Origin of the sequence: Paraburkholderia sp. DHOC27, from assembly GCF_003429005.1 — a bacterium.
In the GTDB taxonomy this organism is placed as follows: domain Bacteria; phylum Pseudomonadota; class Gammaproteobacteria; order Burkholderiales; family Burkholderiaceae; genus Paraburkholderia.
The window spans coordinates 334,462-361,227 of sequence record NZ_QVQV01000008.1 but is presented as its reverse complement, the minus strand read 5'-3'; the positions used below and the strand labels follow the sequence as shown (position 1 = coordinate 361,227).

General features: G+C 61.3%; 29 protein-coding genes. 21 read left to right on the top strand and 8 right to left on the bottom strand.

Annotation, left to right across the window (positions count from 1 at the left end; genetic code table 11):
* Window positions 1–101 precede the first annotated feature (101 nt).
* Both D0B32_RS25620 and D0B32_RS25615 read right to left on the bottom strand, forming a co-directional pair.
* Window positions 102–359: a DUF4148 domain-containing protein gene (locus D0B32_RS25620; protein WP_117337092.1), complete on the bottom strand. Its 258-nt coding sequence runs from the start codon at window positions 357–359 to the stop codon at window positions 102–104.
* Between the two features lie 177 nt (window positions 360–536).
* Window positions 537–803, bottom strand: coding sequence for a DUF4148 domain-containing protein (locus D0B32_RS25615; protein WP_117337091.1), 267 nt, complete (start codon window positions 801–803; stop codon window positions 537–539).
* Between the two features lie 401 nt (window positions 804–1,204).
* On the opposite strand from D0B32_RS25615, the gene D0B32_RS25610 reads away from it, so the two are divergent.
* The gene (locus D0B32_RS25610; RefSeq protein WP_117337090.1) at window positions 1,205–1,915 is read left to right on the top strand and encodes a 1-acyl-sn-glycerol-3-phosphate acyltransferase; all 711 of its coding nucleotides are present in this window, start codon (window positions 1,205–1,207) and stop codon (window positions 1,913–1,915) included.
* A 155-nt stretch (window positions 1,916–2,070) separates the two neighbouring features.
* Here D0B32_RS25610 and D0B32_RS25605 read toward each other — a convergent pair whose 3' ends face one another.
* Complete coding sequence (locus tag D0B32_RS25605) at window positions 2,071–2,274, bottom strand: cold-shock protein (RefSeq protein ID WP_074266313.1); 204 nt, start codon at window positions 2,272–2,274, stop codon at window positions 2,071–2,073.
* A gap of 214 nt (window positions 2,275–2,488) precedes the next feature.
* On the opposite strand from D0B32_RS25605, the gene D0B32_RS25600 reads away from it, so the two are divergent.
* The 3 genes from D0B32_RS25600 to D0B32_RS25590 all read left to right on the top strand — a co-directional run bounded on the left by D0B32_RS25600 (window position 2,489) and on the right by D0B32_RS25590 (window position 6,037).
* Window positions 2,489–2,797, top strand: coding sequence for a hypothetical protein (locus tag D0B32_RS25600; protein ID WP_117337089.1), 309 nt, complete (start codon window positions 2,489–2,491; stop codon window positions 2,795–2,797).
* Window positions 2,798–2,913: 116 nt separating this feature from the next.
* Window positions 2,914–3,174: a DUF6723 family protein gene (locus D0B32_RS25595; RefSeq protein ID WP_117337088.1), complete on the top strand. Its 261-nt coding sequence runs from the start codon at window positions 2,914–2,916 to the stop codon at window positions 3,172–3,174.
* A gap of 475 nt (window positions 3,175–3,649) precedes the next feature.
* Window positions 3,650–6,037 (top strand): bifunctional diguanylate cyclase/phosphodiesterase, encoded by a 2,388-nt coding sequence (locus D0B32_RS25590; RefSeq protein WP_259295137.1) that lies wholly within the window; start codon window positions 3,650–3,652, stop codon window positions 6,035–6,037.
* 233 nt (window positions 6,038–6,270) lie between these two features.
* On the opposite strand, the gene D0B32_RS25585 is transcribed toward D0B32_RS25590, so the two are convergent.
* The gene (locus D0B32_RS25585) at window positions 6,271–6,546 is read right to left on the bottom strand and encodes a hypothetical protein (protein ID WP_117337086.1); all 276 of its coding nucleotides are present in this window, start codon (window positions 6,544–6,546) and stop codon (window positions 6,271–6,273) included.
* A 352-nt stretch (window positions 6,547–6,898) separates the two neighbouring features.
* On the opposite strand from D0B32_RS25585, the gene D0B32_RS25580 reads away from it, so the two are divergent.
* The 5 genes from D0B32_RS25580 (at window position 6,899) to D0B32_RS25560 (ending at window position 13,263) form a co-directional block, all read left to right on the top strand.
* Window positions 6,899–7,156: a hypothetical protein gene (locus D0B32_RS25580; RefSeq protein ID WP_117337193.1), complete on the top strand. Its 258-nt coding sequence runs from the start codon at window positions 6,899–6,901 to the stop codon at window positions 7,154–7,156.
* Between the two features lie 232 nt (window positions 7,157–7,388).
* Complete coding sequence (aldA, locus tag D0B32_RS25575; RefSeq protein ID WP_117337085.1) at window positions 7,389–8,813, top strand: aldehyde dehydrogenase; 1,425 nt, start codon at window positions 7,389–7,391, stop codon at window positions 8,811–8,813.
* Between the two features lie 189 nt (window positions 8,814–9,002).
* On the top strand, window positions 9,003–10,322 hold the full coding sequence (locus D0B32_RS25570) for a nitrate/nitrite transporter (protein ID WP_117337084.1): 1,320 nt from the start codon (window positions 9,003–9,005) through the stop codon (window positions 10,320–10,322).
* Window positions 10,323–11,540, top strand: coding sequence for a mandelate racemase/muconate lactonizing enzyme family protein (locus tag D0B32_RS25565; protein WP_117337083.1), 1,218 nt, complete (start codon window positions 10,323–10,325; stop codon window positions 11,538–11,540).
* Window positions 11,541–11,595: 55 nt separating this feature from the next.
* A complete protein-coding gene (locus tag D0B32_RS25560) occupies window positions 11,596–13,263 on the top strand; it encodes a GMC family oxidoreductase (protein WP_117337082.1) in 1,668 nt (555 codons plus the stop codon).
* Window positions 13,264–13,338: 75 nt separating this feature from the next.
* On the opposite strand, the gene D0B32_RS25555 is transcribed toward D0B32_RS25560, so the two are convergent.
* On the bottom strand, window positions 13,339–13,953 hold the full coding sequence (locus D0B32_RS25555) for a YigZ family protein (protein WP_117337081.1): 615 nt from the start codon (window positions 13,951–13,953) through the stop codon (window positions 13,339–13,341).
* A 158-nt stretch (window positions 13,954–14,111) separates the two neighbouring features.
* On the opposite strand from D0B32_RS25555, the gene zwf reads away from it, so the two are divergent.
* A complete protein-coding gene (zwf, locus tag D0B32_RS25550) occupies window positions 14,112–15,575 on the top strand; it encodes a glucose-6-phosphate dehydrogenase (RefSeq protein WP_117337080.1) in 1,464 nt (487 codons plus the stop codon).
* 114 nt (window positions 15,576–15,689) lie between these two features.
* Window positions 15,690–16,238 (top strand): glutathione peroxidase, encoded by a 549-nt coding sequence (locus tag D0B32_RS25545; protein WP_117337079.1) that lies wholly within the window; start codon window positions 15,690–15,692, stop codon window positions 16,236–16,238.
* Window positions 16,239–16,300: 62 nt separating this feature from the next.
* Here D0B32_RS25545 and D0B32_RS25540 read toward each other — a convergent pair whose 3' ends face one another.
* Entirely contained in the window at window positions 16,301–16,564 is a 264-nt protein-coding gene (locus D0B32_RS25540) for an H-NS family nucleoid-associated regulatory protein (RefSeq protein ID WP_117337078.1), read from the bottom strand.
* Between the two features lie 65 nt (window positions 16,565–16,629).
* Window positions 16,630–16,863: a hypothetical protein gene (locus D0B32_RS25535; protein ID WP_117337077.1), complete on the bottom strand. Its 234-nt coding sequence runs from the start codon at window positions 16,861–16,863 to the stop codon at window positions 16,630–16,632.
* A 420-nt stretch (window positions 16,864–17,283) separates the two neighbouring features.
* On the opposite strand from D0B32_RS25535, the gene D0B32_RS25530 reads away from it, so the two are divergent.
* The 10 genes from D0B32_RS25530 to D0B32_RS25485 all read left to right on the top strand — a co-directional run bounded on the left by D0B32_RS25530 (window position 17,284) and on the right by D0B32_RS25485 (window position 25,489).
* Window positions 17,284–18,120: an alpha/beta fold hydrolase gene (locus D0B32_RS25530; RefSeq protein ID WP_259295136.1), complete on the top strand. Its 837-nt coding sequence runs from the start codon at window positions 17,284–17,286 to the stop codon at window positions 18,118–18,120.
* 464 nt (window positions 18,121–18,584) lie between these two features.
* Window positions 18,585–19,637 (top strand): DUF4148 domain-containing protein, encoded by a 1,053-nt coding sequence (locus D0B32_RS25525; protein ID WP_117337075.1) that lies wholly within the window; start codon window positions 18,585–18,587, stop codon window positions 19,635–19,637.
* 483 nt (window positions 19,638–20,120) lie between these two features.
* Window positions 20,121–20,441 (top strand): DUF4148 domain-containing protein, encoded by a 321-nt coding sequence (locus tag D0B32_RS25520; protein ID WP_404935598.1) that lies wholly within the window; start codon window positions 20,121–20,123, stop codon window positions 20,439–20,441.
* Window positions 20,442–20,525: 84 nt separating this feature from the next.
* On the top strand, window positions 20,526–20,930 hold the full coding sequence (locus D0B32_RS25515) for a DUF4148 domain-containing protein (protein WP_117337192.1): 405 nt from the start codon (window positions 20,526–20,528) through the stop codon (window positions 20,928–20,930).
* Between the two features lie 147 nt (window positions 20,931–21,077).
* A complete protein-coding gene (locus tag D0B32_RS25510; RefSeq protein ID WP_117337073.1) occupies window positions 21,078–21,266 on the top strand; it encodes a hypothetical protein in 189 nt (62 codons plus the stop codon).
* 395 nt (window positions 21,267–21,661) lie between these two features.
* Window positions 21,662–22,660: a MerR family transcriptional regulator gene (locus tag D0B32_RS25505; protein WP_259295135.1), complete on the top strand. Its 999-nt coding sequence runs from the start codon at window positions 21,662–21,664 to the stop codon at window positions 22,658–22,660.
* Window positions 22,661–22,778: 118 nt separating this feature from the next.
* Entirely contained in the window at window positions 22,779–23,429 is a 651-nt protein-coding gene (locus tag D0B32_RS25500) for an RNA polymerase sigma factor (protein ID WP_117337072.1), read from the top strand.
* A 282-nt stretch (window positions 23,430–23,711) separates the two neighbouring features.
* Window positions 23,712–24,305, top strand: coding sequence for a lipocalin family protein (locus D0B32_RS25495; RefSeq protein ID WP_117337071.1), 594 nt, complete (start codon window positions 23,712–23,714; stop codon window positions 24,303–24,305).
* 347 nt (window positions 24,306–24,652) lie between these two features.
* On the top strand, window positions 24,653–24,832 hold the full coding sequence (locus tag D0B32_RS25490) for a CsbD family protein (protein WP_117337070.1): 180 nt from the start codon (window positions 24,653–24,655) through the stop codon (window positions 24,830–24,832).
* A 66-nt stretch (window positions 24,833–24,898) separates the two neighbouring features.
* The gene (locus D0B32_RS25485; protein ID WP_117337069.1) at window positions 24,899–25,489 is read left to right on the top strand and encodes a YSC84-related protein; all 591 of its coding nucleotides are present in this window, start codon (window positions 24,899–24,901) and stop codon (window positions 25,487–25,489) included.
* A gap of 114 nt (window positions 25,490–25,603) precedes the next feature.
* Here the strand turns inward: D0B32_RS25485 and D0B32_RS25480 are convergent, their stop codons facing one another.
* Window positions 25,604–26,458: an oxidoreductase gene (locus tag D0B32_RS25480; RefSeq protein WP_117337068.1), complete on the bottom strand. Its 855-nt coding sequence runs from the start codon at window positions 26,456–26,458 to the stop codon at window positions 25,604–25,606.
* Window positions 26,459–26,766: the final 308 nt, after the last annotated feature.

Here is a 26,766-nt window from a genome sequence, read left to right as displayed (position 1 = left end):
CGAGCAGGAGCCGGATCAACGGCGAGGACGAAGGTCTTTTCTTCATGATTTCAATTGGCACGGCAAGGCGCGCGCGTGGTTAGGTGCATGGGTGGAGTGCATCAGTGGTGCGCGTAGATCGTGCGGTTCAGATAGGCCAGTTGACCGTCCTGTTCCGATTGCACCAGTTCCTGATACACCTGGGCGCGAGTCTTGCCGGCAAGCGGCTGGGCATCCGGGGGCACCCATTGACCGTTCTGGTCAGCCGTACCAGCGGCTTGGGCGACCTGCGCATTGTTCGACGCCGGCGCCGATTGTGCGAATGCCGTGCCGGTGGTGGCGGCAAGGCTGACGAGTGCTGCGAGCATGATGATCTTCATGGCGAATTCCTCGGTGAAAGGGAGTTGAGCGCATTGACGTAATTGGGACCGGGCGTGACGCAGCGCAAGAGATAGCGGCGAACCAGCTACGTCTTGCGCTGCGAGAATCCGTCCGACATCCGGCGAGTCAACGGCGGCAGGTGCCGTCTTTCAACTGCGCCGAGCGCGGAAATATACTTAGGAGTGCGCGTAAATCGTGCTGTCGAGATAGGCGAGCTGGCCGTCTTTCTCGGCCTGCACCAGTTCGCCGTAGACCTGCGCGCGGGTCTTGGGCGCAATGGCCTGGCCGTACGGCGGTACCCACGTACCTGCGCCGGTCTGCGGCGCTGCGCTCGTCATGGCGACATTCGTGGCCGCGTTGGTCGGTGTGGCGGGATTGCTTTGCGCGAAAGCGGTGCCGGTTGCGAGCATGCCGAACAGAGCGGCGATATGGATGGCTTTCATGAATGCTCCTGTTGCGTGAAGAGTGGGTGCAGAGTGCGTTCCGGGCTGTATCGCAAGGTGCGATGCGCGTCTCGGTAGAAGCAGAATAGAGAGGTGGGCCTATCGCAACGCGAGCAGGAAAGTGAAGAGATATTTAATTGGACGCGCGCGTGGAAGCACGCTGTGTGAGGTCAGCGCAGCCACAATTGACGCTAGAGCAGCGGATAAAAAACACGGGCGCGGCAGCTAGTCCATGCATTTGCCGTCTGCGCGGGTTTTATTTGTGTCAGACTCGACCACGCGGCGGTTGTGCTCGTTCAGACCGTCACGCTCCAGACCCGGCAGTCTTCGCGTTTCCGCTTTGGTTCTCGCTGCAGTTCTCGCCGCGATTCCGCTTTGATCCCTTTACGTTTCGGCCCAGCATGCGTTCCAACTTCATCAAATGGCTCTTCATCGTCTGCCTGCTCGGCAGTGGCATGGTGTGGTCCGCAGTGATCCTGCTGCTGTTTCCGTTCGTGGGACGTAGCGGCCGCTACTGGTTGGCGGCGCAGTGGTGCCGTGCAATGGTTGCATGGATGCGCTGGCTGCCTGGCGTCGATTGTTCGGTGGAGGGGCTCGAACATCTTCCGCCGGGTCCGTCGATCATCCTGTGCCGTCACGAATCCACCTGGGAAACGCTGGCGTTTATGGCGCTGTTTCCGCGTCGTATCAGCTTCGTGTTCAAGGAGGATCTGCTGCGCGTGCCGTTTTTTGGCTGGGTGCTGCGCGGCCTCGACATGGTGAGCCTCAACCGCGGTTCACCGCGTCAGGCGCATCAGGCCGTGACGCAGGAATGTGCCGAGCGTCTGGCGAAAGGAGATGTGGTGGTGATTTTTCCGGAGGGCACACGCGTGGCACACGACGCACCGCTGCGCCTCACTTCGGGCGGCATCCGGCTCGCCTGCGCGACCGGGGCGCCGGTGGTGCCGGTCGTCCATAACGCGGGACGGGTGTGGCCGGCAAAAGGATGGCCGGTCCACCGGGGGCGCATCCGCGTGGTGGTCGGTCCTGCCTTCGCATCGCAAGGGGCGTCGCAGCAGGAGTTGAGCCGTACCGTGCACGACTGGATGCAGACTTCGCTGCACGAGCTTTGAGCGTGAGCCACGGCGGTATGAGAAACCGCATGAACAAGCGAGCGCGCACAAACGCCGCAAAGCCACCCCCTGGTGCGCCACGAAAATCCCCGCACCAAAGCAAAAGGCCCGCTCACGCGGGCCTTTCCTAGCAGGGGAACAGAGTTCCAGCGCTATTACAGCGGCGTGATGTTGGCCGCTTGCTTACCCTTCGGACCCTGCTTCACTTCGAAGCTGACCTTCTGGTTTTCTTGCAGCGACTTGAAGCCGCTACCTTGCACTTCCGAGAAATGTGCAAACAGGTCTTCGCCGCCGCCATCCGGCGTGATGAAACCAAAACCCTTTGCATCATTGAACCACTTCACAATACCGGTTGCCATTTTTTAACCCATTCAAATTAAATGTCGCGTTCACGTTTGCCGCGTCTTCGCCCCGCGACCGAACGCGAAGAATGACTTTGTACCACGCTGATATCAAATTCGCCAATCATCATGTTTCATTTGAGTATGCGCGCAGACGTATTAGCGAGAATATGTCAAACAAATGTAATGCGCGGGTAGGGTAAACTGCGATCCACACTCTCCCAGGAAATACATGACACACTATCTGCAGGAAGAGTTGAACGCGTTCTGGGGCCGTCTGACCCCTTACCTCACGCTGCTGGAGTCCACGCCGGCCGAGGCTTCGCAAGACAAGGCAGGGCAGGAACCCGGCGCCGCGCTGGATCCGATCGGACGGGTCACGGTCGACACCGAGGAGCGCCAGGCGTTCGCGCTGCATACCACTGACGTAAAACCACGCGGCGATACGTCGGACACACCCACCGGCCACAGCGCCACCTATACTCGTTTCAAAGCCAGCGCAGATGCAGCCTGGGGCCCGTGGCACCGGGAAGCCTACTGACGCTGTTCACGCCGCGGGCCCGGGCCCCGGTGGGCGTGGCTCGCGCCCCGTTCGCCCGGCTCGCCGCTTTCAGCGGGCCCGGCTGGCATGTGTTCCATTTTTTTATTGTTGCAAGCATGAGCAAGACCGCCTTTATTCCCAGCGTCCCGGCCAAAACCGAAAGCGATTTCGAGGTCAAAGCGGGTTCGAAACTCGCCGGCTACCGGCGCTTCTACGGCACGTTGAGCGTGATCCGCACCACCGACGGCCGGCAACTTTTCCCCTTCGATGGCGCGCCGGAGTTCGGCCCGTTTCCAAGCAAGGTCGAAGCGCTGGCGGCCGCGCAGGTCTACGGCGAGCACATCGTTGCGGCCGATCTGGCCAATCCCGAGCTGTAGTCCGTCACCGCCGCGCACCGCGCCATGTCGTGTGAATTGCCAAGCCAATTCGCTACACCGAATCGCGATAACGCGTGTTTCATTTGAACAACGCCTTGATCGCGCGTCTCACGTGAAATTCCCTCGTTCTACGCGTAAACACCTAATCCATCCGCAGCGTGAATTTCACGCCGTTTGATTAGCGGGCGCAGCCTGAAAAAACAGCAGGCACGAATTACCGGGCAATATTGGAATCGGTAATTCGCACCATTTTCAGTTGAATACCTCGCGCTTTGCGTTCAAATCGCCGCGCGTCGCCAGCGCAAACATCAGAGCAAACATCACCGCATAAACCACGCATTTTCCGCACACACTCCCTGTTTCCCCCTGCTCAATTTCCACCCTGTCGTGCCGTTAACTCACTCTGAGAGAGCCGCGAGGCACAGCCATTCGCGACGCAAAACAGAGACCCGTTAGTCAACGAGCAGGCATCAAATTGAAAACGTCGTTCGCTTCCACTTCCATGATTGAGCGCGGTGTCTACAGCCGCGCCGCAAGCGACGCCGGCGGAACCGCTCAGAATCAGTTGTTCCTGTCTTTTTTCTTCACCTGGTACCAGCGCTATCAGCAGATTGGCGCAGCCAACGCGCTGATCGCCATGCTGGCGGGCGCCGGTGGCGCCGCGCTGCTTCTTTGCACGGCGTCATACGTAAGCTGGCTGGAACGCGTGCCGCCCGGTATGCAGGCCGTCGCGGGCGTGACTGCGGCAGCCGTGTGCGCCGGATTGGTGTATCGACTGCTCGCGGCAGAGCGCGCCGAGCAGTCGGCAGCGGCGGCGCTCGCTGCGGCGCTACTCGACTCCAACCGCGAATGCATGAAGCTGATCGGCCTCGATGGACGCATGCTGCGCATCTCCGAGTACGGCGCGCATCTGATGGAAGCGGACTCGCCGGGCCAGCTCACCGGTGTCGACTGGCTCGGCTTCTGGAAGGGCGAAGACAGCGTGGCGGCATCCACCGCGTTTGCCGGCGCAATCGCAGGACGGCGGACGGCGTTTCGCGGACTCGCGGCCACCACGACCGGCCGCGCCAAGTGGTGGGACACGCGTCTCACGCCGATCAAGGATCATACGGGCCGCGTGGTCGCCATCGTGGGCGCGTCGCTCGACGTAACGGGCCAGACCGATCTGCTCGCGCAATTGCAGGCCAAAAACGAGCTGATGTCGGAGATGGAAGCCCACATGCCGCTCGTGTTCGCTTCCTATAGCGCGGATTTCGAGCACTTTCATTACGTGAGCGCGGGATCGGCCCGCGTGTTCGGCATCGAAGCCGAGGTCCTGCAGCACAATCCGTTGGCGTGGATCGACCTGGTGCTCGACGAGGATCGCGAGTCGCTGCGCAAGGAGATGCAGCGCATCGTGCGCGAGACGAGCGACGGCCGCGCGCAATATCGCATCCGGCGGCCGGACGGCGCCGTGCGCTGGTTGCGCAGCACGGCTTATCCGGTGCGCGGCAGCAATGGCGAGGTTGCACGCATCATTGGCACAACTGAAGATGTCACCGCCGAGCACGAACGCATCGCCACGCTCGACAAGCTGGCATTCACCGATTCGCTGACGGGTCTCGCCAACCGCGCGGCGCTGTTTCGCGAGATCGAGACGCGCTGCACCTCGGGCGACGAGTTCGGGCTGATGTTCGTCGACCTCGACCGCTTCAAGGTATTGAACGACACCCTGGGACACGTGGCGGCCGATCGCCTGCTCAAAGGCCTCGGCGATGTCATCAAGGGTACGTTGCCTGCGGATGCCTACGTTGCGCGTCTCGGCGGGGACGAGTTTGCGATTCTGATTGGCAGCATCGCGGACAAAGAGGGACTCGAAGCCCAGGCCCACGTGCTATTGCGCGAACTCTCGCGCAGTGGTCGCGACGACGGTGCGGGTGCGTTCGTCACGGCGTCCATTGGCATTTCGATTTTTCCGGAACACGGCACCTGTCACGAGGCGTTGCTGACGAGCGCCGACGTGGCGATGTATGCCGCGAAAAAGGCCGGTCGCAATTGCTTCATGTTTGCGGGCAAGGAAGCGGCGGACACCATCGACCATTTCGAACTGGAACGCGACGTGCCGGAAGCGCTCGCCACGGATCAGTTTCTGCTGCACTACCAGACCATTCACGAGCCGCGTACGCTCTCCGTGCATAGCACCGAGGCGCTGGTGCGATGGAATCACCCGCGCCGCGGCTTGATTCCGCCGGGCGTGTTCGTGCCCATTCTCGAGGAGACCGGCTTTATTGCGGACGTCGGCGCGTGGGTGTTGAACAGTGCGCTCGGGCAACTGGCCGAGTGGCGCCGTCATGGAGCGAGTGAACTCGGCATGTCGGTGAACGTATCGGCGCGGCAGTTGCGCGGTGATGGCATCGTATGGGCGGTCGAGCAGGCGCTCAAGAAGTACGGTGTACCGGCGGCGAGACTCGAAATCGAGTTGACGGAAACGGCCTTGATGGAGAACCCGTATCACGCGCAAAAGATCATCGCAGCGCTCAAGGCCCTGGGTGTGCGTATCGCCATCGACGATTTCGGCACCGGCTATTCGACGCTCAAATATCTGGCCGATTTCGCACCGGATACCTTGAAGATCGACCGGGCGTTCACGTCGAAACTGGTCAGCGACTCGGCAACCCAGACCATCGTCGAAGGCATCATCGACCTGTCGCGCAGGCTGGGCATCAAGGTCGTGGCGGAAGGTGTCGAAGAGCAGCAGCAACTGGATATTCTGCGCGGCGTGAAATGCGACTTCGTGCAAGGCTTCTTCCTGTGCAGGCCACAGCCGCCGCAGGATCTCGAACCCGCGCCGACGTTCCAGCGCGTGGCCGTGGCAGGCAAGTAATGGGCGATTCCGTGCAGCGCGTTGCGCAGCCTCTCATGCAGCCAGGTCACGCGTGGCAGGCGCCATCCGCCCCGCGTGTCTCTCGCACGCAAAAGCACGGCCGCCCGCAGCGTCATGCTGCGAAGGCGGCCGTCACACTTCCCTCATTCTCACCACGCGCCCGCCTTGCGACTGCGTTATCGAGCCGTTCAGCAGAGCGCGCGTTGCCATCTGGAAGCTCAACCAGTTTCAGGTTACTGCGTATCCGGCTGCTTGTTATGCGTAGCGTCGTCCGTCGACATGGCCGTGGCGGGAGGTGCGCTCGGCGCGCTGTCGTCCTTGCTCCAGCCAGCGGGTTTGGTGGTCCACGGGCTGTCGATCGGGTCGCCGTGATAGGTCATACCGGCCGTTGCCGCACCGTGAGCGTCGCCGCCCTGGCCACCGCCTGCTTGCGCAAACGTTGCACTCGACATACAGAACGACACCACAGCCACCCCCGTCGCCACGACGCCCAGCATTGCCTTGTTCATTTCGATTCTCCCTTAACGCGCCGCATGATTGCGCCGCCTCACCTTCATATACGAGGTCTTTGCGCAAGCGGATGCAACGCGCGCCAGAAGCACTTTAGGCTCCGTGCAGCGAACGGCACGGTAACGGCAGGTTACCAATCTCGCATGCCCGTATCACCTGTAAATGAGAACCGTCCATAGACTCCCGTCACTGGCTGTTTCACTGACAGCACCCGGCCGCGATGCCTTCGCGCGCCTCATGCGCTGTCGTGCCTCCGTCCTTGCCGGCTGGCAGCGCCTCACGCGCCGCGGCCGCGCCGCTGGGCTAACCGTTGCGCTGCGCGTGGCGAGCCCAATCTTGCGGGAGAACCCAATGCAGCGAACGCGTCCCCTTCTCGTGACCGCGCAGTACAACGGCACGGAGCTATGCGCTGACTATTGCGAGCAGACTGGCCGCTTGCGCATCCTGCAGGGAAGCACGATTGTCCGGGAGTGGTTTCCGCCCAACTCGTGGATTGCCATTGCCTCCGTGGCGGGAGCGCGCAACTGGGGTACGCGGCCGGACATGCGCGAATTGCAGGCCCTGCTCGAGAGTCACGCGCCGGCCCTGCGGGGCAACGAGTCCTGCTAAAGCACGACCGTGCGTGAATGGATGGCCGTGCGTTGAAGGCGAGCAGGCGCAGGCGTCCGCGTTTCGTCCCCATCTCAGGGTGTCGAACATGAGTTTTTTGAATGTTTGATCCCAAAATTAGTCGCTTGTCGCCCCTCGTGACCCGGAGAAGAATCCTGCCTCATGCACCGGTGGCATGGAGCCCATAGCTGCCGGCAATGCGTTTTTCGCACGATGCCACCAGGTAAGGACTATGCGACTCGACCGGAATTTTGTGAGCGGCAAGTTCGTCGAACCCGCCACCGACGAACTCATTCCCGTCTATAACCCCGCCACGGAGGCTTTGATTGGCCACGTCACGGGTGCTTCGGCAGACGAAGCGAAAGCGGCTGTCGACGCTGCCGCGCTCGCGCAGAAGGGCTGGCGCAAGCTGCCCGCCGCCGAACGCGCGGCCTACATGCACAAACTGGCTGACGCGCTGACCGAATGCGCGCCCGCCATCGGCGCGGCGCTCGCGCTGGAGTCGGGCAAGAGTGTCGCCGACGCCACCAACGAAGCCATCTACGCAGGCCAGATCACGCGCTATCACGCCGAATGGGCGCGCCGTATCGAAGGCGAAGTCATTCCGAGCGACACCCCCGACGAAAATCTCGTGCTGCATCGCGAGCCGATCGGCGTGGTGGCCTGCCTCATCCCGTTCAATTACCCGGTCTACACGTTCATGCGCAAGGTTGCGCCTGCGCTGATTTCGGGCAACACGGTGGTGGTACGGCCCAGCAACAACACACCTACTTCCGCTTTCGAAATCGCCAAAGCGGTCGAGCGCGCCGGTTTGCCGGCAGGTGTCGTGAACATTCTGGCCATGAGCCACGCAACGGCGGAAGCGGTGTGCACGCATCCCGCAGTGGGCATGATCACGCTGACGGGCAGCGTCAACGCGGGCCGCAAGGTGCTCGAGTATTGCAAGGCGAACATCGCCAAGCCGTCGCTCGAACTGGGCGGCAAGACGCCCGCCATCATCGAGGCCGATGCCGACCTCGAAAAGGCGGCGCGCGACCTGGTGGCCTCCAAGACCACGCATTGCGGCCAATTGTGTACCGCGATCGAACGCGTCTACGTGCATGAAAGCGTGCATGACCGCGTCGTCGCGCTGCTGAAGCAGCATATGAGCGCCGTGAAGTCGGGCGACCGCGCAGAGAACCCGGCGTTGATGGGACCGCTCGTCAACGAAGCATCGCGTCAGTCCATTCACGCCATGGTCGAACGTGCCGTTCAGGCCGGTGCGAAGCTCGAGACGGGTGGCGTGTTGCCTGACGGCAAGGGCTATTTCTACCCGGCCACGTTGCTGACGGATTGCCGTCAGGACATGGAGATCATCCAGGAAGAAACCTTCGGCCCGATCATGCCGGTCATCAAATACAGCACACTCGACGAGGCGTTGGAGATGGCCAACGATCATCAGTTCGGTCTTTCCTCCGTGCTGTACACCGAGAACTACCGTAGTGCGATGAAGCTCGCTAACGGCATCGAAGCCGGCGAACTGTATGTGAACCGGACGCCCGCCGATCCGTATCAAGGCTTCCACGCAGGCTGGAAACGCTCGGGCCTCGGCGGTGACGATGGCAAGCACGGCATGCTGGAATTCACGCAAACCCGTCTCGTGGTGATGAAGTACTAAGGCGGCTGCCCGCGTATCGCACACCTAACCATGCGGCGCGCCGGTCACTGAACAATTCACGAACCGGCGCGCCATTCCCGAACCTGCAGAATCGCGCAAGCACGCTGCAACCATAACAAAAGATATCGGAGACGCTGCAAAGCGGTGCCCCTGCGCACGTCTGGCTTTGCGGGTCTCTCAGGAGCACCCGTGTCGACTCAACCCGTTCAGTCCAAAGCCGCATTGCGCCCGTCGCAAGGCGCAGCCACCCTGCAAGACACCAAAGCACAGCGCTATGTGCAGCTTCTGCTGCTGGTGATCGCCGCTGGCGCCATCTATCCGATTCTGTATCTGCGGCAGGTATATCAGCCGACGATGCTGGAAGTCTTTCACATCACGGATAGCCAGCTCGGCTATCTGTATTCGTCGCTGGGCACCATCTTTCTGCTGAGCTATCTGCCAAGCGGCTGGCTCGCCGATCGCATTGCACCGCGCATGCTGATCTGCTTCTCGCTGATCGCAACCGGCGTACTTGGCCTCTGGTATTCGACCGCACCGTCCTTCTCCATGCTGATGGTGATCTTCGGCGGCTGGGGTCTTTCCACCGGTTTGACCTTCTGGGCCGCCGTCATCAAACGCGTGACGATGATTGCCGGGGCCAGCGAGCAAGGCCGTTTCTTTGGCTTTCTCGATGGTGGCCGTGGCCTGATCGAAGCCATGCTGGCGACGATCGCCATCACGCTGTTCGCATGGGCGACGCAAACCCACGGTGAATCCACGGCGATGGGTTTCAAGCTCGTCGTCTACATGTATGCGTTCCTGTGTATCGCATTGGGCGTCGTGCTGGGTCTGGTCAAGGACCCGCAGTCGGCCAGTGCTGCCGCGCAGTCCGGCAAGCGCGCCCGCAATAACGTGCTGGTCGATCTGGTGACGCTCGCGAAGATTCCCGAGTTGTGGCTGGTCGCGGCCATCGTGTTTTGCGGCTATCAGGTGTTCTGGGCGACCTATAGCTTCTCCGCTTATCTGCACGAAGGCGCGATTGGCCTGTCCGTGGTGATGGCCGGCACGGTCACCACCCTCAAGCTGTGGATGCGCCCGATTGGCGGCATTGGCGGTGGCTTTCTCGGCGACCGCTTCTCGAAGATTTCCGTGCTGGTGATCGCGCTGTTTCTCGCCGCGCTCTCGCTGGTCGGTCTGGTGGCGGCGCCTGGCATTGGCAGTCACGTGGCGCTGGTGTTCCTCGTGTTGTTCATCGGCATCCTGACCTACGCGATTCGCGGCCTGTACTGGTCCTTGCTGGATCGCTGCAACGTACCGCTCGAAACCACCGGCCTCGCCATCGGTTTGATCTCGGTGCTCGGTTATTCGCCGGACGTGTTCCTGCCGCTCATCAACGGTTATCTGACGCAGACGTATCCCGGCGTATTCGGTTATCAACTGTATTTCGGCTATGTGGCCGCGGTCGCGGCGCTCGGTGGCTGTGCTGCACTCGTACTGAGAAACATGCTTAACAAGAAAGAAGGCGCGTAAATGAAAGTTGTCTCGCTCGAAACCCATGTTGTCGCTGTTCCGCCGCCGCACGTGGGCGGCATGTACTGGATCTTCGTCAAGCTGAAAACGGCGTGCGGTATCGAAGGCGTGGGCGAAATCTATTCGGCGACGTTCCACCCCGATGCAATGGTCCCCATCATCGACGATGTGTTTGGCCGCTACCTGCAGGACAAGGATCCGCACCACGTGGAACGCCTGTGGCGCGAAGCGTATTCGAGCGGCTTCACGCAGCGCCCCGACCTGACCATGATGGGCGTGGTGAGCGGTCTTGAGATGGCGTGCTGGGACATCATCGGCAAGGCCGCCGGCAAGCCGGTGTATGAACTGCTGGGCGGCATGGTCAATGAACGGCTCCGTTCGTACACCTATCTGTATCCGAAGAACAGCCGCGGCGAATACGACTACGACGATCCGGATCTCGCCGCCGAATGCGCGGTGGAAAACGTGCAGCGCGGCTTCACGGCGGTCAAGTTCGATCCGGCCGGTCCGTACACCGCGTATTCGGGCCATCAGCTTTCTATGGAAGTGCTCGACCGCTGCGAACTGTTCTGCCGCCGCGTGCGCGAAGCCGTGGGCAGCAAGGCCGATCTGCTGTTCGGCACGCATGGGCAGATGGTGCCGTCGTCCGCGATCAGGCTTGCGAAGCGTCTGGAGAAATACGACCCGCTGTGGTTCGAAGAGCCGGTGCCGCCGGGCCAGGAAGGAGCGATGGCCCAGGTGTCGAAGCACACCAGCATTCCCATTGCCGCCGGTGAGCGTCTCACGACCAAATACGAATTTTTCAAGCTGCTCGAAGCAGGCGCCGCGTCGATCCTGCAACTGAACGTGGCGCGCGTGGGCGGGCTGCTGGAAGCGAAGAAAGTGGCGAGCATCGCCGAGGTGTATTACGCGCAGATCGCGCCGCACCTCTACAACGGGCCGGTGGGCGCTGCAGCGAGCATCCAGCTGGCGGCGTGCACGCCAAACTTCCTGATTCAGGAAAGCATCGGCACGTGGGACGGGTTCCACGCGGAAGTGCTGAAGACGCCGATCCGCTGGGAAGACGGCTACATCATTCCGTCACGCGAGCCGGGCCTGGGTGTGGAGCTGAACATGGCCGTGGTGCGCGAGCATTCGCCCTACACCGGCAAGCGCCTGCATCTGCAGATGGCCGATCGCCCCGCCGACGTGAAGGACCTGGCGCCGGCCAAGGGCTGAGTTTGAGAGTGACTTTCGCATTCATTGAAGCGGACGCCGTCAGGCGCGATACACCATGAATTACGACTACATTATTGTGGGCGCAGGCTCGGCGGGCTGCATTCTCGCCAACCGGCTGTCGGCCTCGGGCGAGCATTCCGTGTTGCTGCTCGAAGCAGGCGGCAAGGACAGCTCGTTCTGGTTCAAGATTCCGGTGGGTTTCACCAAGACGTACTACAACGAAACCTATAACTGGATGTATTACAGCGAGCCGGAGAAGGAACTCGAAAACCGCTCCATCTATTGCCCGCGTGGCAAGGTGCAGGGCGGCTCGGGTTCGATCAACGCGATGATCTACGTGCGCGGTCAACCGCACGACTTCGACGACTGGGCCGCCGCGGGCAACAAGGGCTGGGCGTTCCGCGACGTGCTGCCGTACTTCCGCAAGCTGGAAACGCATCCACTGGGCAACACGAAGTATCACGGCGCGGATGGTCCCATTGGCATCTCGCCGATGAAGGACGCCGTCCACCCGATTTGTCACGTGTTCCTCAAGGGTTGCGATCAGGCGGGCTACAAGCGCAGCGACGATTTCAACGGTGCGCAGTTCGAAGGTGCGGGCATTTACGACGTGAACACGCGTAATGGCCAGCGTTCGTCGAGCAGCTTCGAATATCTGCACCCGGTATTGACGCGCAAGAACCTCACCGTTGAATGTGAGGTGCTGGTGAACCGCGTGCTGTTCGATATCAACAAGCGCGCAACCGGCGTGACGGTGCAGCAAAACGGCAGCACGCGTACCTTCACGGCGAATCGTGAAGTGATTCTGTCTGCGGGTGCGGTGGATTCGCCGAAGCTGTTGCAACTGTCCGGTGTGGGTGACGCGGCGCTGCTGGCGAAGCACAACGTTGCGCTCGTGCACGCCTTGCCCGCCGTGGGACAGAACCTGCAGGACCACCTGTGCGTGAGTTTTTACTATCGTTCCAGCGTCAAGACGTTGAACGACGAAATGCGACCGTTGCTCGGCAAGCTGAAGCTTGGCTTGCAGTATCTGTTCACGCGCAAGGGGCCACTTGCGATGAGCGTCAACCAGTCGGGCGGCTTTTTCAAGGGCAACGATCAGCAGGCGCAGCCTAATCTGCAACTGTATTTCAACCCGCTGTCGTACCGCATTCCGAAGAGCAACAAAGCGAGTCTCGAGCCAGAGCCGTACTCGGGTTTCCTGCTGGCCTTCAATCCTTGCCGGCCCACCAGCCGGGGTTCGATCGAGATCGCTTCGAACCGCGCCGAGGACGCCGCGAAGATTCGCATCAATGCGCTGACCACCGAGAAGGATATCGACGAGGTGATTCAGGGTTGCGAACTGGTGCGCAAGGTCATGGGCACGCCGGCATTGCGTGGCATCACGCTCGAAGAGATTTCGCCGGGGCCGCAGGTGAATAGCCGCGAGGACTTCCTGCAGTATTTCCGCAAGGAGTCGGGCTCGATCTATCACCTGTGCGGATCGTGCGCGATGGGCCCGGATGCGCAGACGTCGGTGGTCGACGAGCGTTTGCGTGTGCATGGCATGACGGGACTGCGCGTGGTCGACGCGTCGATCTTCCCGAACATCACCTCGGGCAACGTCAATGCACCGACCATGATGGTGGCGGAGAAGGGCGCGGAGATGATTCTGCAGGACGCGCAGAAAGCCTCTGGCGCGGCGCGTAACAAGCCCGCGTCGGCGGCGTTGGCGGCGCATTAAGTTGTTCTGAAGCGAGCAGGTGTGAAGCCAGCGGTTGTGAAGCGCTTCTAAGGCGGCGCGGCCCCCGGGCCGCGCTCAATCTGCCTCAGGAAACACCGCACGGCCTTGCGTCATGTCGCGCAAGGCCTCCCTCGCTTCTTCCAGCGCGGTGACCGGCATACGGATCGTCAGCCGTACCGCCATCTGATAGCCACTCTCGGCCAGTTCGTAGTTTTCCTGCTCGATCCAGCGGCGCACGCGCGCTTCGTCCGGATAGCCGATCTCCACCATCAAGAACGCCTGCGCGATTCGTTCGACGCGTGGCGCGTCCTGCAGCACGCGGGCTATCGCGTCCGTATAGGCACGCACGAGGCCACCCGCGCCGAGTTTCACGCCGCCGTAGTAACGCACCACGGCGGCGAGCACGCCGTCCAGATCGTGATGGCGCAAGACTTCGAGAATGGGGCGTCCCGCGGTGCCGGACGGTTCGCCATCATCGGACATGCCCGACTGCCCGCCCGCCAGCAGCGCCCAGCATACGTGCGTCGCGGTGGGGTTCGCTTCGCGCAGACGGCGCAGTTCTTCCATCGCGGCATCGCGGTCGGCCACGGGAATTGCGTGGGCGATGAATCGGCTTTTGCGGATTTCAAGTTCCGCGCTCAGCGCAGCAGGTAAGGTATAGACGGGCAAGGGACGACGCGGCGACCGCATTTCATGGAACGAGGGAAGGCGCGTTACGCATTGCCAGCCAGCAATGGCGAGCGCGGCTCCGAATCCGACATGGTAACGGATGCGCAGTTGCGGCTAAACTGGATGGGCTGCGCCTGGTTTGCCGGTTTGACGTTGGTCACCCAAAGAGGATTCCTACGATGGTGAAGATCTCTGCAGGAGTCGGTCCACGGTATCCGCAGGTCGTCGTGCTGTTCGGCGCGACTGGCGATCTCGCACGCCGCAAGCTGTTGCCTGGCTTGTTCCATCTGTCGAATGCGGGCTTTATTCCCGGCTGCCGGATCATCGCGGTCGCGCTCGACGACATCACGCTCGACGACTTTCGCCGCTCGGCGCGCGAAGCACTCGATGAGTTTTCTACCCGCAAGGTGGTCCCGGCAGAGTGGGACGCCTTCGCGGCCAATCTCGACTACGTACCGCTTTCGGCGGGCGCGCCCGCGCTCAAGGTCGCCGTGGAGCGGGCCGAGCAGGCCTTCGATGGCGAGTGCCGCCGTCTGCACTATCTGAGCGTGCCGCCGAACGCGGCGTTATCGGCGGTGCGCATGCTGAGCGAAGCGGAACTGGTGGAACGCTCGCGCATCATCATGGAAAAGCCCTTTGGCACCGATCTGGCGAGTTCAGTGTCGCTGAATGCGAAGCTGCATGAGGTGTTCGAGGAAGAGCAGATTTTTCGCATCGACCACTTTCTCGGCAAGGAACCGGCGCAAAACATTCTGGCTTTCCGCTTTGCGAATGGCCTGTTCGAGCCGATCTGGAATCGCAACTTCATCGACCATGTGCAGATCGATGTTCCCGAGACGCTCGGACTCGGCAAGCGCGCCGGCTTCTATGAGCAGACCGGCGCGTTTCGTGACATGGTGGTGACGCACCTGTTCCAGATTCTCGCCTTCATGGCAATGGAGCCGCCCACTTCGCTCGAACCGTCGCCTATCAGCGAAGAAAAGAACAAGGTGTTTCGCAGCATGTTGCCAATCCAGCCGCAGGATGTGGTGCGCGGGCAATACACGGGCTATCGCAACGAAGAGGGCGTGAGTCCTGAGTCGGAAACGGAAACCTTCATTGCGCTGAAGTGCACCATCGACAACTGGCGCTGGGCCGGCGTGCCGTTTTATCTGCGCACCGGCAAGCGGCTGGCGGAAGGGCAGCGGATCATTTCCATCGCGTTCCGCGAACCGCCCAAGAGTATGTTTCCTGCGGGCTCGGGCGTCGGCTCGCAGGGTCCGGATCACTTGACCTTCGATCTCGCCGACGCGTCGAAAATGTCGCTGTCGTTTTACGGCAAGCGTCCAGGGCCGGGCATGCGGCTCGACAAGCTGAGCCTGCAATTCGCCATGCGTGACACGGGTTTGATTGGCGATGTGCTGGAAGCGTATGAACGGCTGATTCTCGACGCCATGCGCGGGGACCGCACGCTGTTCACCACGGCCGAGGGCATCGAGCGGCTCTGGGAGGTGTCGACGGCTTTGCTCGAATCGCCGCCGCCAGTGCGCTTCTACGCACCGGGTTCGTGGGGGCCCAACGCCATTCATCAACTCGTCGCGCCGCGCGCGTGGCGTCTGCCGTTCGAACGCGCGTGGCGCGATCCCAACAACCTCGGTAGCTGAGGTGCGGTTGCTGCGTGATGAAAGGCGAATTCAGCGGTGCCCTGCAGGCAGCGTCGAACTCCGGTAGTGTTAACTGCGGCACATGGTTGCCTCTCTACCATCCACGGAGTTTTTATGACGCTCGCATTGCAGGACATTCCCCTGAAAGAGATTGACGGCAAGGACAGCAGTCTCGCGAACTATCGCGGCAAGGTCTTACTGGTGGTCAACGTTGCGTCCAAATGTGGTTTGACGCCGCAATACACGGCGCTGGAAAGTCTGTATCAGGACAAGCGCGCGGAAGGCTTCGAAGTGCTCGGTTTTCCCGCTAACAACTTCAAAGGCCAGGAGCCGGGCAGCGACAGCGAGATCGCGTCGTTTTGCTCAACCAGCTACGACGTGCATTTCCCGCTGTTTTCGAAGATTTCCGTGCTCGGTGAAGACCAGCACCCGCTCTACGCAGCGTTGACGGCGACGCAACCGGTCGCGACAGGTGATGGACCCTTCCGCGAGCGCCTGAAAGGCTATGGCGTGCACGCGGAAAATCAGGCGGACGTGCTGTGGAATTTCGAAAAGTTTTTGATCAGCCGTGACGGCGAAGTGGTGGGACGCTTTGCACCGGATGTGACGGCGGACGATCCGCGTTTGCTGGAGTCCATCGAAGCGGAACTGGCGAAAGGCTGAATGGGTTGATTGACGGATGGCGTATTGCAGACGCGTTCCGTCGAGCACACTAGCCCGGCACGTTACGCGTTGTTCGCGGCGCGAAAATGCTCGATGCTTTGACCGGCGGCGACAGCGCGTTGCAGCCACTCGGGCAGGTCGCCGTCGCCATTCCAGGTATTGCCCCACGCATCGCGATACGACACGGCCTGTTCATTTTGCAGGTCGTCCTCGATGGATTGTTCGAGCGCTGCGCGCGTAATGCCGAATTCGTCCATGCGCCGCAAGATCCAGCGGATCAGGCGCTCGCGCGCTTCGCCATCGAGTCGTTCAATCGTTGTAGACATAAAGGTTGAGCAGCGGGGTAGGCACGCGCATACAGGTGCAGCGTTGCGCAGGCAGAAGGCCCTGCTCAGTTGGTCTGTTTCGGTGAGATGTTGCCGACTTCGGAGTCGAAGAAATCCTGCGCCTCGGCAAGTTCGTCCAGCGCCTGTTCGAGTTGGCGCACGGCGAGCGAATGCTCGATAGGGCGATTCTGCGGCTCGATTTCGCCGCGCACCACGCGAAACGCAATATCCACCTGACGGGTGGCACGGACAAAGCGTTCGGCAGCATTGGCTTCACGCGAGTGAGCATGAGTCGACATGGTGTACCTCCACTCTTCGAATTCTTGACAATGACGATGGGCTCGTCAGCTTACGGATGACTGCGTGTTAATCGAATAGAAAGGATTGCCAGGGAAATGCAAAATACCTTGCTTTCGATAAACGATGTCGTGTCATTCGGACGATAGCATGGCAGTCCCAGGTAATCCAGGAACATGCCGGAACTTTGCCTGGAATATACCAGGAATCTGCCTCGCTGCGTGGAATGACGACCGGTTTTCATAGCTTGCCAGGAACCGGGCCGATGCGCCAGGGGTATGTTGTGAAATTGCGTAAGCGCGTGCCGGGACCGCGCGTTGGCCCTGCTCACTTCTGCGTTTCAGTGTTAACGTGGCCGGCTGCGTTGTCAAAGCGCGTGAGATCGCCGGATAATCGGGCGGGTGGCGAGCGTTTTTCGCACCATGACTCTGCCTGATATTCGCGAGGTCTCGATGGAACCGTACGACGACGATCTAAAACGTTTCGAGGCGCATGGTGCTGCCCCACTGCCGGCGCAACTGCATCAAGGCTACGTGAACCACGAAGGCGCACGCATCTGGTACGCAACGCACGGAAGCGGCTCGCCGGTGATTCTGCTGCACGGCGGGCTGGGTCATAGCGGCAACTGGGGTTATCAGGTGCCTGCGCTGGTCGAGGCGGGTCATCGCGTCGTGCTGATCGACAGCCGCGGACATGGCCGCAGCACGCGTGATTCGCGTCCTTACCGATACGAGTTGATGGCAGCCGATGTGCTGGCGGTCATGGACGCGCTGCAGATCGAACGTGCTGCCGTGGTGGGCTGGAGCGACGGTGCATGCGTCGCGTTGATTCTTGGCATGCAGGCGCCAGAACGCGTGGCGGGCGTGCTGTTCTTCGGCTGCAACATGGACCCGAGCGGCACGAAGGAATTCGTGGCAACGTCTACCATCAACCGATGCTTTAGCCGGCACGCCAAAGACTACGCGCAATTATCCGCCACGCCGAATGAGTTCGATGCGTTTGTCGGCGCAGTCAGCGAGATGATGAAGACGCAGCCGAATTACACCGCGCGTGATCTGGCCGAGGTACGCGTGCCGGTGACGGTCGTGCACAGCGAGCATGACGAATTCATCAAGCCGGAACACGCGCAGTATCTCGCCGGCAGCATTCCACACGCCACGCTTGTTCTGTTGCCTGAAGTCAGTCACTTCGCGCCGTTGCAAAGACCTTCGGTCTTCAATGGCGTAATGCTCGAATTTCTTCAGCTGCTTTCCACCTGAGCGAAGCGCTCGGGCGGCTCGCCCGCTTTTGTCTGAGTTGACACGCCATCTCGCCCGGGATGAGCGGGCCCGACGTTTGCGTCCTCGTCACATCGTGGGGGGCGCTAGCGGGCCGATTTTTTCCCGTGATTCAACAGAGGAAACACGCTTCGACGAGCGTGGCTTCGAACCAGGCCTTAAGGCAGTCCCTCGGGGTAGTACAGGTATTTTTAATCTGAAGAATATCCCTGCCGGTTAGTGCTATTGTCGAAAGTGATGCGGGATTCAGTTCGGCTTACCAAAACTTCGCGGAACGCTACGTTCACGCCGAAATAGCACGGCAAACCCACGACAAAAATTATTTGAAGGTTGGGCGCATCCATTCGACGCAACGGTGCGTACGAAACGTAAAGCACGCGATCACGCCTAAAAAGTCAGTCATGTAGCCAGTACGGTTATATGCACACCTTTAGGGAAGAAACGTCATGAGTGCCAATTCGATCAGTCGTCCAAAGATTGCCATCGCCGCCGGCGGCCTGCTGTTGGGTGGGTTGTTGACTGTCGCTGCATTGGAATTGCGGCCAGACGGCAGCGAATTGACGAGCGGCCAGTTGGACCTCGTGAGTCGCGACTCGGCGGCGCACGAGGCCCGCACGAATCCCTCACCCTCTACGCAGGCTTCGGGCAGCGTCAGCACCCAGGGTTACGCCGGTGTCTCGCAGGTACTCGATGCGGTGCAACTCTGTCTGAACCGTAACGATCTGGAATCCGCCAAGGTTTTGCTGGAAGCTGAACTGGTCCTGCACAAGGATGACCCGCGTGTGCTCGCCTTGCAGCGGGAGATCAAGGCGCGCGAAGCGAACACGGAGCACGGCGCGCATGTCGTCGCCCGCAACGACAGCGAAGCGCCCGTGGCGTTGCCGCCGTTGCCGGCGACACGCTCGGCGAGTGAGTCCGAGCATTCGCATTACGCGGAGTCGGCGCCAAGAGAGCACGCAGCCAGTCCGGCGCGCAATGCGCGAACGCGGTATGCGTCCCGCAATGAAGCGACACGCAATGAGGCGGTGCGCGTTGAAGCGGCGCATGGCGATGCGGCACGCAGCGACGCGACCACAAAGGCGCCTCGGCATGTCGAGGTTGCCAACGCGCCGCCTGCTATGAGCGTAGAGACGAAGGCCTCGACGGCGGCGGCCGCACCTGCTACGGTCGCCGCCGCACCTGCGGCGGCACCGGCGCCGACGGTGCTGGAGACAACGGCGGCGCCATTACTGGAGTCGCCGCCTGCGCGCTCGACGCCGTCCATAGCGTCTGCTTCGTCGGCCTCGGCGGCCGCACCAGCCGCACCGGTCGCACAAGCGGCGCCGTCACCGGTGGCCGTCGCGCAATCCAGCCAGGCGCCGAAAACGCGTGCCGAGGTTCGTATGGAACTGGAGCGTGCGCGTTCGAATGGCGATCTGCCCCGCTTTGGCAACCCCGATCCGGCGGGCCCCGGCGGCGCGCTGAGCATGACGGTCAATCCGACGGCGGCTTCCCACTAGGATCTCGCAGCGTCCTTTGGGGGCGCAATCTCGTCGTAAGCCGCTGCGCCCGGCGCGCAATCGTGGCTGTACATCCCGCAAACACGCGTTCGCGCCGTTTTATTCCCGTTCGTTGAAGATTTTTGGCCCGAGGTCGTTTGCGCGACTTCGGGCCGTTCTTTTTTGAGTTTCGCGGGAATAAACCAGCGCAGATGCGGGTTCTCCTTCACGTAGGCCGACGCAACTGCAAGCGGCCATGACGAAACAAATCGCCGATACACGATCTCTACGTACGCTGAATTCGAGGTGTCGGCAGTCGAAGCAAGCTGGATAGCTCTTGATGGTTATGTAGTAGGACGAAGTAAAAGTTAGTGGTCCGGTGTAGAAAAAGTTTTTGCGGTACGCGTGGAATAACTGGCGCGATCGAGATGTTCACCCCGATATATGCGTCACACCTCAAATCAAATTAGTTAGGATCTGGAAATGAAAAAGATTGCCTTGGCCATGACAACGATCGCCCTGTTTGCATCGTCGGGTGTCTTCTCGAACGCGTTCGCTCAGGAAAAGACCCGTGCGGAAGTTCGTCAGGAATTGATTCAGGCGGAAAACAACGGCTCTCGTCTGGTGACCGACACGTCGTACCCGGAAGTGAACCCGATCTACACGCAACAGGCCGCTCAATTGAAGCAGCAGAGCGACACCGGCGTGGGCGCGGCGATGACGGGTACCCACAGCAGCGGCGAACGTATGGCGATGCCCGGCACCGCCGCCGCAGCAGCGTGCGTCGGCCCGGTGAGTTTCTGCACACCGTATTTCGGTAGTTGATCAGGTAGTGGCATGCAAGGCAGGCCGTAACGACAAGGTCTGTTTGCTGCGCGATACCGTCGCTCATCCATGAAGGAGATTGGCATCATGAAAACGCTTATTGGTCTCACCCTCGCTGCGAGCGCGCTGCTCGGCCCGGCACTCGCGTTTGCACAGACCAGCAATGCACCGCTTACGCGTGCTGCTGTCTATGCCGACCTCGTGCGACTGGAACACGCCGGCTATGACCCGACCAGTTCTTCGGACAGCACGTACCCCGCCAACATTCAGGCTGCGGAAGCGAAGGTGGCGGCAGAGGATGCCACTCAGACGGCCAGCTCGAACGCGACGCCCGTCACCGACAACGCACCCGCGACCGACACCGCTGCGGTGGGCGCGGCGATGTCCGGCTCTAGCGCAAGCGGCAAGCATGAATCGCCGATGAACAAGATGGAAAACGAGCCGTGTGTGGGTCCGGTCAGCTTCTGCACGCCGTTCTTCGGCAGCTAAAGACGTCGTACGAGTTCGTCAGGTTTAGTGGGTGTGCAGGGTTTGTCGGGTTTGCCGCAGTTGCGCGTTTCATGGCTCGAGCCTCTAAATTCAGGTGCGGCGTGGCGTTTGTTCTCGCCTCATTCCCACCTGACGAGGAACTCGCGAATGAAACTGATGTTCGGATTGCTCGCGCTCCTGATCGCGTCGATCGTGGTCATCCTGTACGCGGGGTCGTACGGGGAAGGGGTGATACGCATGGCAGGCTACGTGGCGACGATCGCGCTCGGAGGTCTCATTGCACTGATGGTGCAGGGCTGGAAGAGTCGCCGGGCGGCGCCGCGCCCGCCGCGCTAGCGGCGCGCGGTTAGCGCTTTTTTCTGCTGCTGGTCACGAGCAGCAGGGCTCGCCTCGCTCGGCAACGCGCGCTGCAATCAGCGAGGCAGCGACGTAAAGCAGAGATCTAAAAGGGCGAAGCCGCCCACACCAGTCAAACCAAAACGCCCACTTGGGACGACCCACCACGGCGACCCACAACCGCACGCTAACCAACCCTGCAGGTTGAATTCGCGCAATGCGAATGTCTTTAAGCGCGACCTGGAAGCGAACTCGGATTAAGAATTACCGGAGTCAATTCGTAGCAGCGTGACTTCGAAATAATGATTCATGTCCGTAGTTGACTCAGAAACACCGATTCAAAACGCCGTATTTCTGCACTATCATCGTCTATAAACCGTGACACAGGAGCGTCCGTGAATTCGAGTAAAGACGACAAGATGCAACGGCGTTATCGCAGCGGCGAAGCGGCCCGGCTCGCAAAAATGCCGGTCACCACCCTGCGCATCTGGGAGCGTCGCTATGGCGTGATCGCGCCGCCTAAAAGCGAATCCGGTCAGCGGCTCTATTCAGAGGACGACGTGCGCAGGCTGGGACTGCTCAAGACACTCGTCGAACGCGGCCATCCTATTGGGACCATTGCGAAGCTTCCAGCCGCACAGCTCGAACAATTGGCGCAGAATCGCGCCGACAGCGAACTGGTGCAACTGGCGGCCGGTGCAGGCCGTCCGCGGGCAGAGATCGCGTTGACCGTGGTGGGCGCGGCACTCGTGCAGCGCTTGCGGGCCGAAAACCTCGATTTGCTCGAGTCCGGCATCGTCAACATGATGACGTTCGACGATCTGGCTGAGGCAGGCGCTTCTGACGCGCACGATGCAGCGGACGCGTTGCTCGTCACAATCACCTCGCTGCATGACGACGTGGCCGCGCACATTCTGTCGTTGGGCGAAGCCTGCCAGACGAAGGCGATAGCGGTGGCGTACGCGTTTGGCACGGCACGCGCCATTCAGACACTGCGGCTTGCGGGTGTGCGTCTTTACCGCGAGCCCAATAGCCGTAGCGAACTGCGTCAGATACTCGACGACCTGAGCCAGGCGGCACGTGGGCTGGGCGCGGCGCAGCAGCCAGGCATGTGGTCGCGCGCGCCGCGACGTTACGACGATCGCACGCTGACGGACCTGGCCACGCGCTCCACGACAATTGCCTGTGAATGCCCGCGTCATCTCGTCGAACTCATCATGAAGCTCGCGGCGTTCGAGCAGTACAGCGACGAGTGCCGTTCACGCTCGGTCGAAGACGCGTTGCTGCATCGCCATCTGGGTGACGTAGCGAATCGCGCGCTCGCCATGCTCGAAGCGTCGCTCGCCCGTGTCGTCAGCGAGGAGAGTCTGGCGGACGTGCGTCGCGGAGCGTGAAGCGCAAAGCCTGATTGCCCGACGTGGTAACGGGATCAAACGGGATCAGGTAAATATTTCGTATCGCTAAACAATCAGGCGAAAGTAGTACGCGGTAACGACCCTAAGGGAGGGCGTCATGCAGGATCGGGATTCGCTCGTCGCGTGTGCGTCTGACGCGGACACGTCCGGCTCGCGCCTGGATGATGAGCATGTGCGGCTCGTCGCCTTGCTCGGGCGCGTGGCGCAGCGGGATTCGACGGCGTTTCGCGAGCTGTATCGGCTCACCTCGTCCGCGCTGTTCGGTCTTGCCGTGCGCATAACGCGTAAGCGCGAATGGGCCGAGGACGTGTTGCAGGACAGCTACATCAAGATCTGGCGTTTCGCGCCCAGCTATGACCCGGCACGCGCCTCGGCCATGACGTGGATGCTGAGCATCGTCAAGAATCAGGCGCTCGATCTGTTGCGCCGCAGCCGCCAAACAGATGAACTCCCCGAGGCATTCGATGGCGGGCGTGTGCCCGATGAACTGGAGCCGGAGGCGATGCTACAGCGCAACCGCGACGGACGAAGGGTGTCAGCTGCGCTGCAGAAACTGGATGCGCTCCAGCGCCAGGCCATCGCGCTGGCTTATTTCCAGGGTCAAACGCACGCGGAAATCGCCGATACGCTGCACGTACCAACGGGTACCGTGAAATCGCGCATCCGGCGTGGTTTGCATTTTCTGAAGGCGCTGCTGGAAAGCGAAGCCTTGCGCCAGGGAGCGGGCTGCCATAGCGCCTCACGCTAGCGCGCCCGCTGTCACGGGATATAGCCAAAAAATATAGCCAAAAAGCGCGCCCTTCGGCCTCAGCGTTGCCCGCCTCGCCTGGTCACACGCTCGATCTGAACCTCTGACGTTCAACCGTCAAAGTTGCGGCCCGCTTCGCTCCCCTGGCTCAGGTCCAAAACTGGCTACATGAATTACAACGCCGAAACACTGGCGTTGCCAGATCACGCAAAGGAGCAGGGCGCCTCGCATCAGCCACTCGCCAGGCCGTCCATTTCCTTTCACTTGAACAGGGAAACATCCATGGCAGATTTGCAGACCCCGCTTAAGGCCTCTGACAAGCGGCTTCCGGTCGCCGTCACAGCGGCGGTGCTCGCCATCTCAGCGGTTGGACTGCTGGCCGCCTGCACGTCGTGGACGGCCGGCAAACGCGGCAATGCGCAGGTGCCTGAGCCCGCGAAGCCGGTGGATCTGGATCGCTACCTGGGACGCTGGTACGAATTCGCGCGCTACGAGAACCGCTTCGAACGAGGCTGCGAAGGCGTGATCGCCGAGTACGAAAAGCGTCTGGACGGATTAATCGCCGTGACGAACAGTTGCCATGACGGCAGCCTGGATGGCGCGCTACGCGTTTCGGAAGGGCGGGCCAAGGTGGTGGCGGATTCGAACAACGCCAAACTCAAGGTGTCGTTCTTTGGGCCCTTCTACGTGGGCAACTACTGGGTGCTGGATCGCGCCGCGGACTATAGCTGGTCGATTGTCGGCGAGCCGAGCGGCCGTTATCTGTGGATCCTTACCCGCACCGCGCTGCCCGACGCCACGTTGCGCGCTGAACTGGTGAGCCGTGTCGCCGCGCTGGGATACGACACGTCGATGCTAAGACAGACCAGGCAATAAGCACGGCGCACCTAACCGTTAAAGGGCGAACACGCTAACGCGCCAACGCGTAAGCGCTACCGCCCGGATGTCATTTTTTCCTGGTTCCTGTCCTTTCACGTCATGCGGCCGCTGTGAGTTTCCTTAGAGGCTTGCAGCCGGTCGAATACTGTCAATCTCTGAACGCGCGGCATCGCTTTTCCTTCAATTTTCCTCATCAAATCATGGACCCGCCTCGATGTGATGGCGGGTTTCAAGGCAATTCCAACCAACCGTCTTTGCCGACCTGGCCCGCAATTTGCAATAAGGGGTCAAGCCCGTTGCATCGGATCGCGATCCAGGCTGACAACATCATTCAAGGAGGCTACATGAACAAGGACCAGGTCAAGGGTGTCGCCCAGAAGGTCAAGGGCAAGCTGAATGAAACCGTCGGCAAAGCTACCGGCAACAAGTCGCAGGAACTCAAGGGCGACTTGCAGCAGGTGGGCGGTGGACTGCGTCAGTCGTATGGCGATGCGAAGGCCCGCATCAAACGCTCGATCGGCTGATGTGCGCCGGACTGCGGCTCAATCAAACCAGTCAAATTCCAATCAAACCAAACTGAGGATATAACCATGCGTCGCAGACAATTTATCTTTTCGACCACCGCAGCACTTGCAGCTAGCGGCCTCGCCCTCGCGGGTTGTACGACCACAGGTCCTGCTTCCGACACCGGCGCATCGGTGGACGCCAGCAAGCGTCAGTCGATCAATGCAAACGTCGACTCGACGCTCGCGCGCCTGTTCGAGACCGTGCACGGTTCGCATGAACTCGTGAACAAGGCGCAAGGCGTGCTGGTGTTCCCGTCGGTCATCTCGGCCGGCTTCTGGGTGGGCGGTCAATACGGACAGGGCGCGTTGCGCGTGGGCGGACACGATACGGGTTACTACAGCATCGCTGCCGGATCGTTCGGACTCCAGATTGGCGCGCAATCGAAAGCGATCGTCATGCTGTTCATGACGCAAGACGCGCTCAGCAAATTCCGCAACAGCCAGGGCTGGGCCGCGGGCGCGGACGCTACCGTCGCCGTGCTGAAGGTCGGTGCCAATGGTGACGTGGATACCTCGACTGCAACCAATCCGGTCGAAGCGTTCGTCCTGACCAACGAAGGGTTGATGGCGGGCGTGTCGCTGGAAGGTTCGAAGATCTCGCGTTTGATGATCTAACGCGTTCGAGTAGCGCATCAGGCTGAAACAGCGGCGGGCGGGTCTTGAGTGACCTGCACGCCGCTTGCTCATTGTGCGCGGCGTTTCAACGCGTTTTTCAACTCGTTTCTCGGTTCACTGCGCTGCCTCAGGATAGTCCGCCCCGAGCGTGGTCTTTTCCCACGTATCGAAGTCTTTGCGCAACGCATCCAGCTTCTTGCGACCAAGCTCCAGTGCCGCCTTGCCGAGCAACAGATGCAATGGCGGCGCGTCGGAGAGTGCGGCGTCGATGATGGCCTGCGCGGCACGCACCGGGTCGCCCGCCTGATTGCCGCTGCGCGCGGCGGTCTGCTTGCGGCGCTCGCCGGCGGTGCCCGCGTAATCGTCGATCACGACGGCGGATTGCTTGATCGACGGTCCCGCCCAGTTGGTGCGGAACGGGCCGGGCTCGACCACGATGACGTCGATACCCAGCGGCTTCACTTCGAGCGCCAGTGATTCCGAAATGCCCTCCACCGCGTATTTGGTGCCGTGGTAATAGCCGGTCGCCGCAAAGCTGGTGAGGCCACCAATCGACGATACGTTGACGATCACGCCGCTGCGCTGCTTGCGCATTTGCGGCAGCACGGCCTTGGTCATGTCGACGAGGCCGAACACGTTGGTCTCGAACATGTCGCGCACCGCGCCGTCCTCACCTTCCTCGATGGCCGCGAGATAACCATAACCGGCGTTATTCACGAGCACGTCGATGCGTCCGAAGCGTTCCGTCGTTTGGGCGACGGCCGCGTCGATCTGGTCGCGCTGGGTGACGTCCAGCGGCAGTACGAGCGCGTTGTCGGCATGGCCTTCGGCAATGTCCGCCACCTTCGACGGGTCGCGCGCCGTGACCACGGCTCGCCAGCCACGCGCCAGCACCAGTTTCGCCAGCTCGCGGCCAAAGCCGGTGGAGCAGCCTGTAATCAGCCAGACGGGATTGTCGCGGTTCATCATTTGGGAAACTCCTGTTTCGATTGCTCACGCAAAGAGAAGGATGTGCCGCATCCTTAAGGCGATGCAGGCGCACGGTGTTGAAGGTCGCGAATAGCGTGCCCGGGCCGCGCTGTGCGCAAGGCCTCGACGGCTGCACGTCAGCAGCGTGGAAAACAGTTGGCGAAGGGCAGAAGACGATTGTCGCCGATCTGGCGATTCGGTGCCGGGCACGCCGGGAGAGCGCTAAACGGAGAAGCGCGCGTGGCAAGCAACGCGTTCTAAACGGTCGAGGCGGCCCTAGCTGAGCACGAGCAGAATCGTCGCGCCCA

Bases quoted from the DNA above. Each gene is read 5' to 3' on its own strand.
- D0B32_RS25620 (WP_117337092.1), bottom strand. From the start codon at position 359: ATGAAGATCATCATGCTCGCAGCACTCGTCAGCCTTGCCGCCACCACC.
- D0B32_RS25615 (WP_117337091.1), bottom strand. From the start codon at position 803: ATGAAAGCCATCCATATCGCCGCTCTGTTCGGCATGCTCGCAACCGGC.
- D0B32_RS25610 (WP_117337090.1), top strand. From the start codon at position 1,205: ATGCGTTCCAACTTCATCAAATGGCTCTTCATCGTCTGCCTGCTCGGC.
- D0B32_RS25605 (WP_074266313.1), bottom strand. From the start codon at position 2,274: ATGGCAACCGGTATTGTGAAGTGGTTCAATGATGCAAAGGGTTTTGGT.
- D0B32_RS25600 (WP_117337089.1), top strand. From the start codon at position 2,489: ATGACACACTATCTGCAGGAAGAGTTGAACGCGTTCTGGGGCCGTCTG.
- D0B32_RS25595 (WP_117337088.1), top strand. From the start codon at position 2,914: ATGAGCAAGACCGCCTTTATTCCCAGCGTCCCGGCCAAAACCGAAAGC.
- D0B32_RS25585 (WP_117337086.1), bottom strand. From the start codon at position 6,546: ATGAACAAGGCAATGCTGGGCGTCGTGGCGACGGGGGTGGCTGTGGTG.
- D0B32_RS25580 (WP_117337193.1), top strand. From the start codon at position 6,899: ATGCAGCGAACGCGTCCCCTTCTCGTGACCGCGCAGTACAACGGCACG.
- aldA (WP_117337085.1), top strand. From the start codon at position 7,389: ATGCGACTCGACCGGAATTTTGTGAGCGGCAAGTTCGTCGAACCCGCC.
- D0B32_RS25565 (WP_117337083.1), top strand. From the start codon at position 10,323: ATGAAAGTTGTCTCGCTCGAAACCCATGTTGTCGCTGTTCCGCCGCCG.
- D0B32_RS25560 (WP_117337082.1), top strand. From the start codon at position 11,596: ATGAATTACGACTACATTATTGTGGGCGCAGGCTCGGCGGGCTGCATT.
- D0B32_RS25555 (WP_117337081.1), bottom strand. From the start codon at position 13,953: ATGCGGTCGCCGCGTCGTCCCTTGCCCGTCTATACCTTACCTGCTGCG.
- zwf (WP_117337080.1), top strand. From the start codon at position 14,112: ATGGTGAAGATCTCTGCAGGAGTCGGTCCACGGTATCCGCAGGTCGTC.
- D0B32_RS25545 (WP_117337079.1), top strand. From the start codon at position 15,690: ATGACGCTCGCATTGCAGGACATTCCCCTGAAAGAGATTGACGGCAAG.
- D0B32_RS25540 (WP_117337078.1), bottom strand. From the start codon at position 16,564: ATGTCTACAACGATTGAACGACTCGATGGCGAAGCGCGCGAGCGCCTG.
- D0B32_RS25535 (WP_117337077.1), bottom strand. From the start codon at position 16,863: ATGTCGACTCATGCTCACTCGCGTGAAGCCAATGCTGCCGAACGCTTT.
- D0B32_RS25530 (WP_259295136.1), top strand. From the start codon at position 17,284: ATGACTCTGCCTGATATTCGCGAGGTCTCGATGGAACCGTACGACGAC.
- D0B32_RS25525 (WP_117337075.1), top strand. From the start codon at position 18,585: ATGAGTGCCAATTCGATCAGTCGTCCAAAGATTGCCATCGCCGCCGGC.
- D0B32_RS25520 (WP_404935598.1), top strand. From the start codon at position 20,121: ATGACAACGATCGCCCTGTTTGCATCGTCGGGTGTCTTCTCGAACGCG.
- D0B32_RS25510 (WP_117337073.1), top strand. From the start codon at position 21,078: ATGAAACTGATGTTCGGATTGCTCGCGCTCCTGATCGCGTCGATCGTG.
- D0B32_RS25500 (WP_117337072.1), top strand. From the start codon at position 22,779: ATGCAGGATCGGGATTCGCTCGTCGCGTGTGCGTCTGACGCGGACACG.
- D0B32_RS25495 (WP_117337071.1), top strand. From the start codon at position 23,712: ATGGCAGATTTGCAGACCCCGCTTAAGGCCTCTGACAAGCGGCTTCCG.
- D0B32_RS25490 (WP_117337070.1), top strand. From the start codon at position 24,653: ATGAACAAGGACCAGGTCAAGGGTGTCGCCCAGAAGGTCAAGGGCAAG.
- D0B32_RS25485 (WP_117337069.1), top strand. From the start codon at position 24,899: ATGCGTCGCAGACAATTTATCTTTTCGACCACCGCAGCACTTGCAGCT.
- D0B32_RS25480 (WP_117337068.1), bottom strand. From the start codon at position 26,458: ATGATGAACCGCGACAATCCCGTCTGGCTGATTACAGGCTGCTCCACC.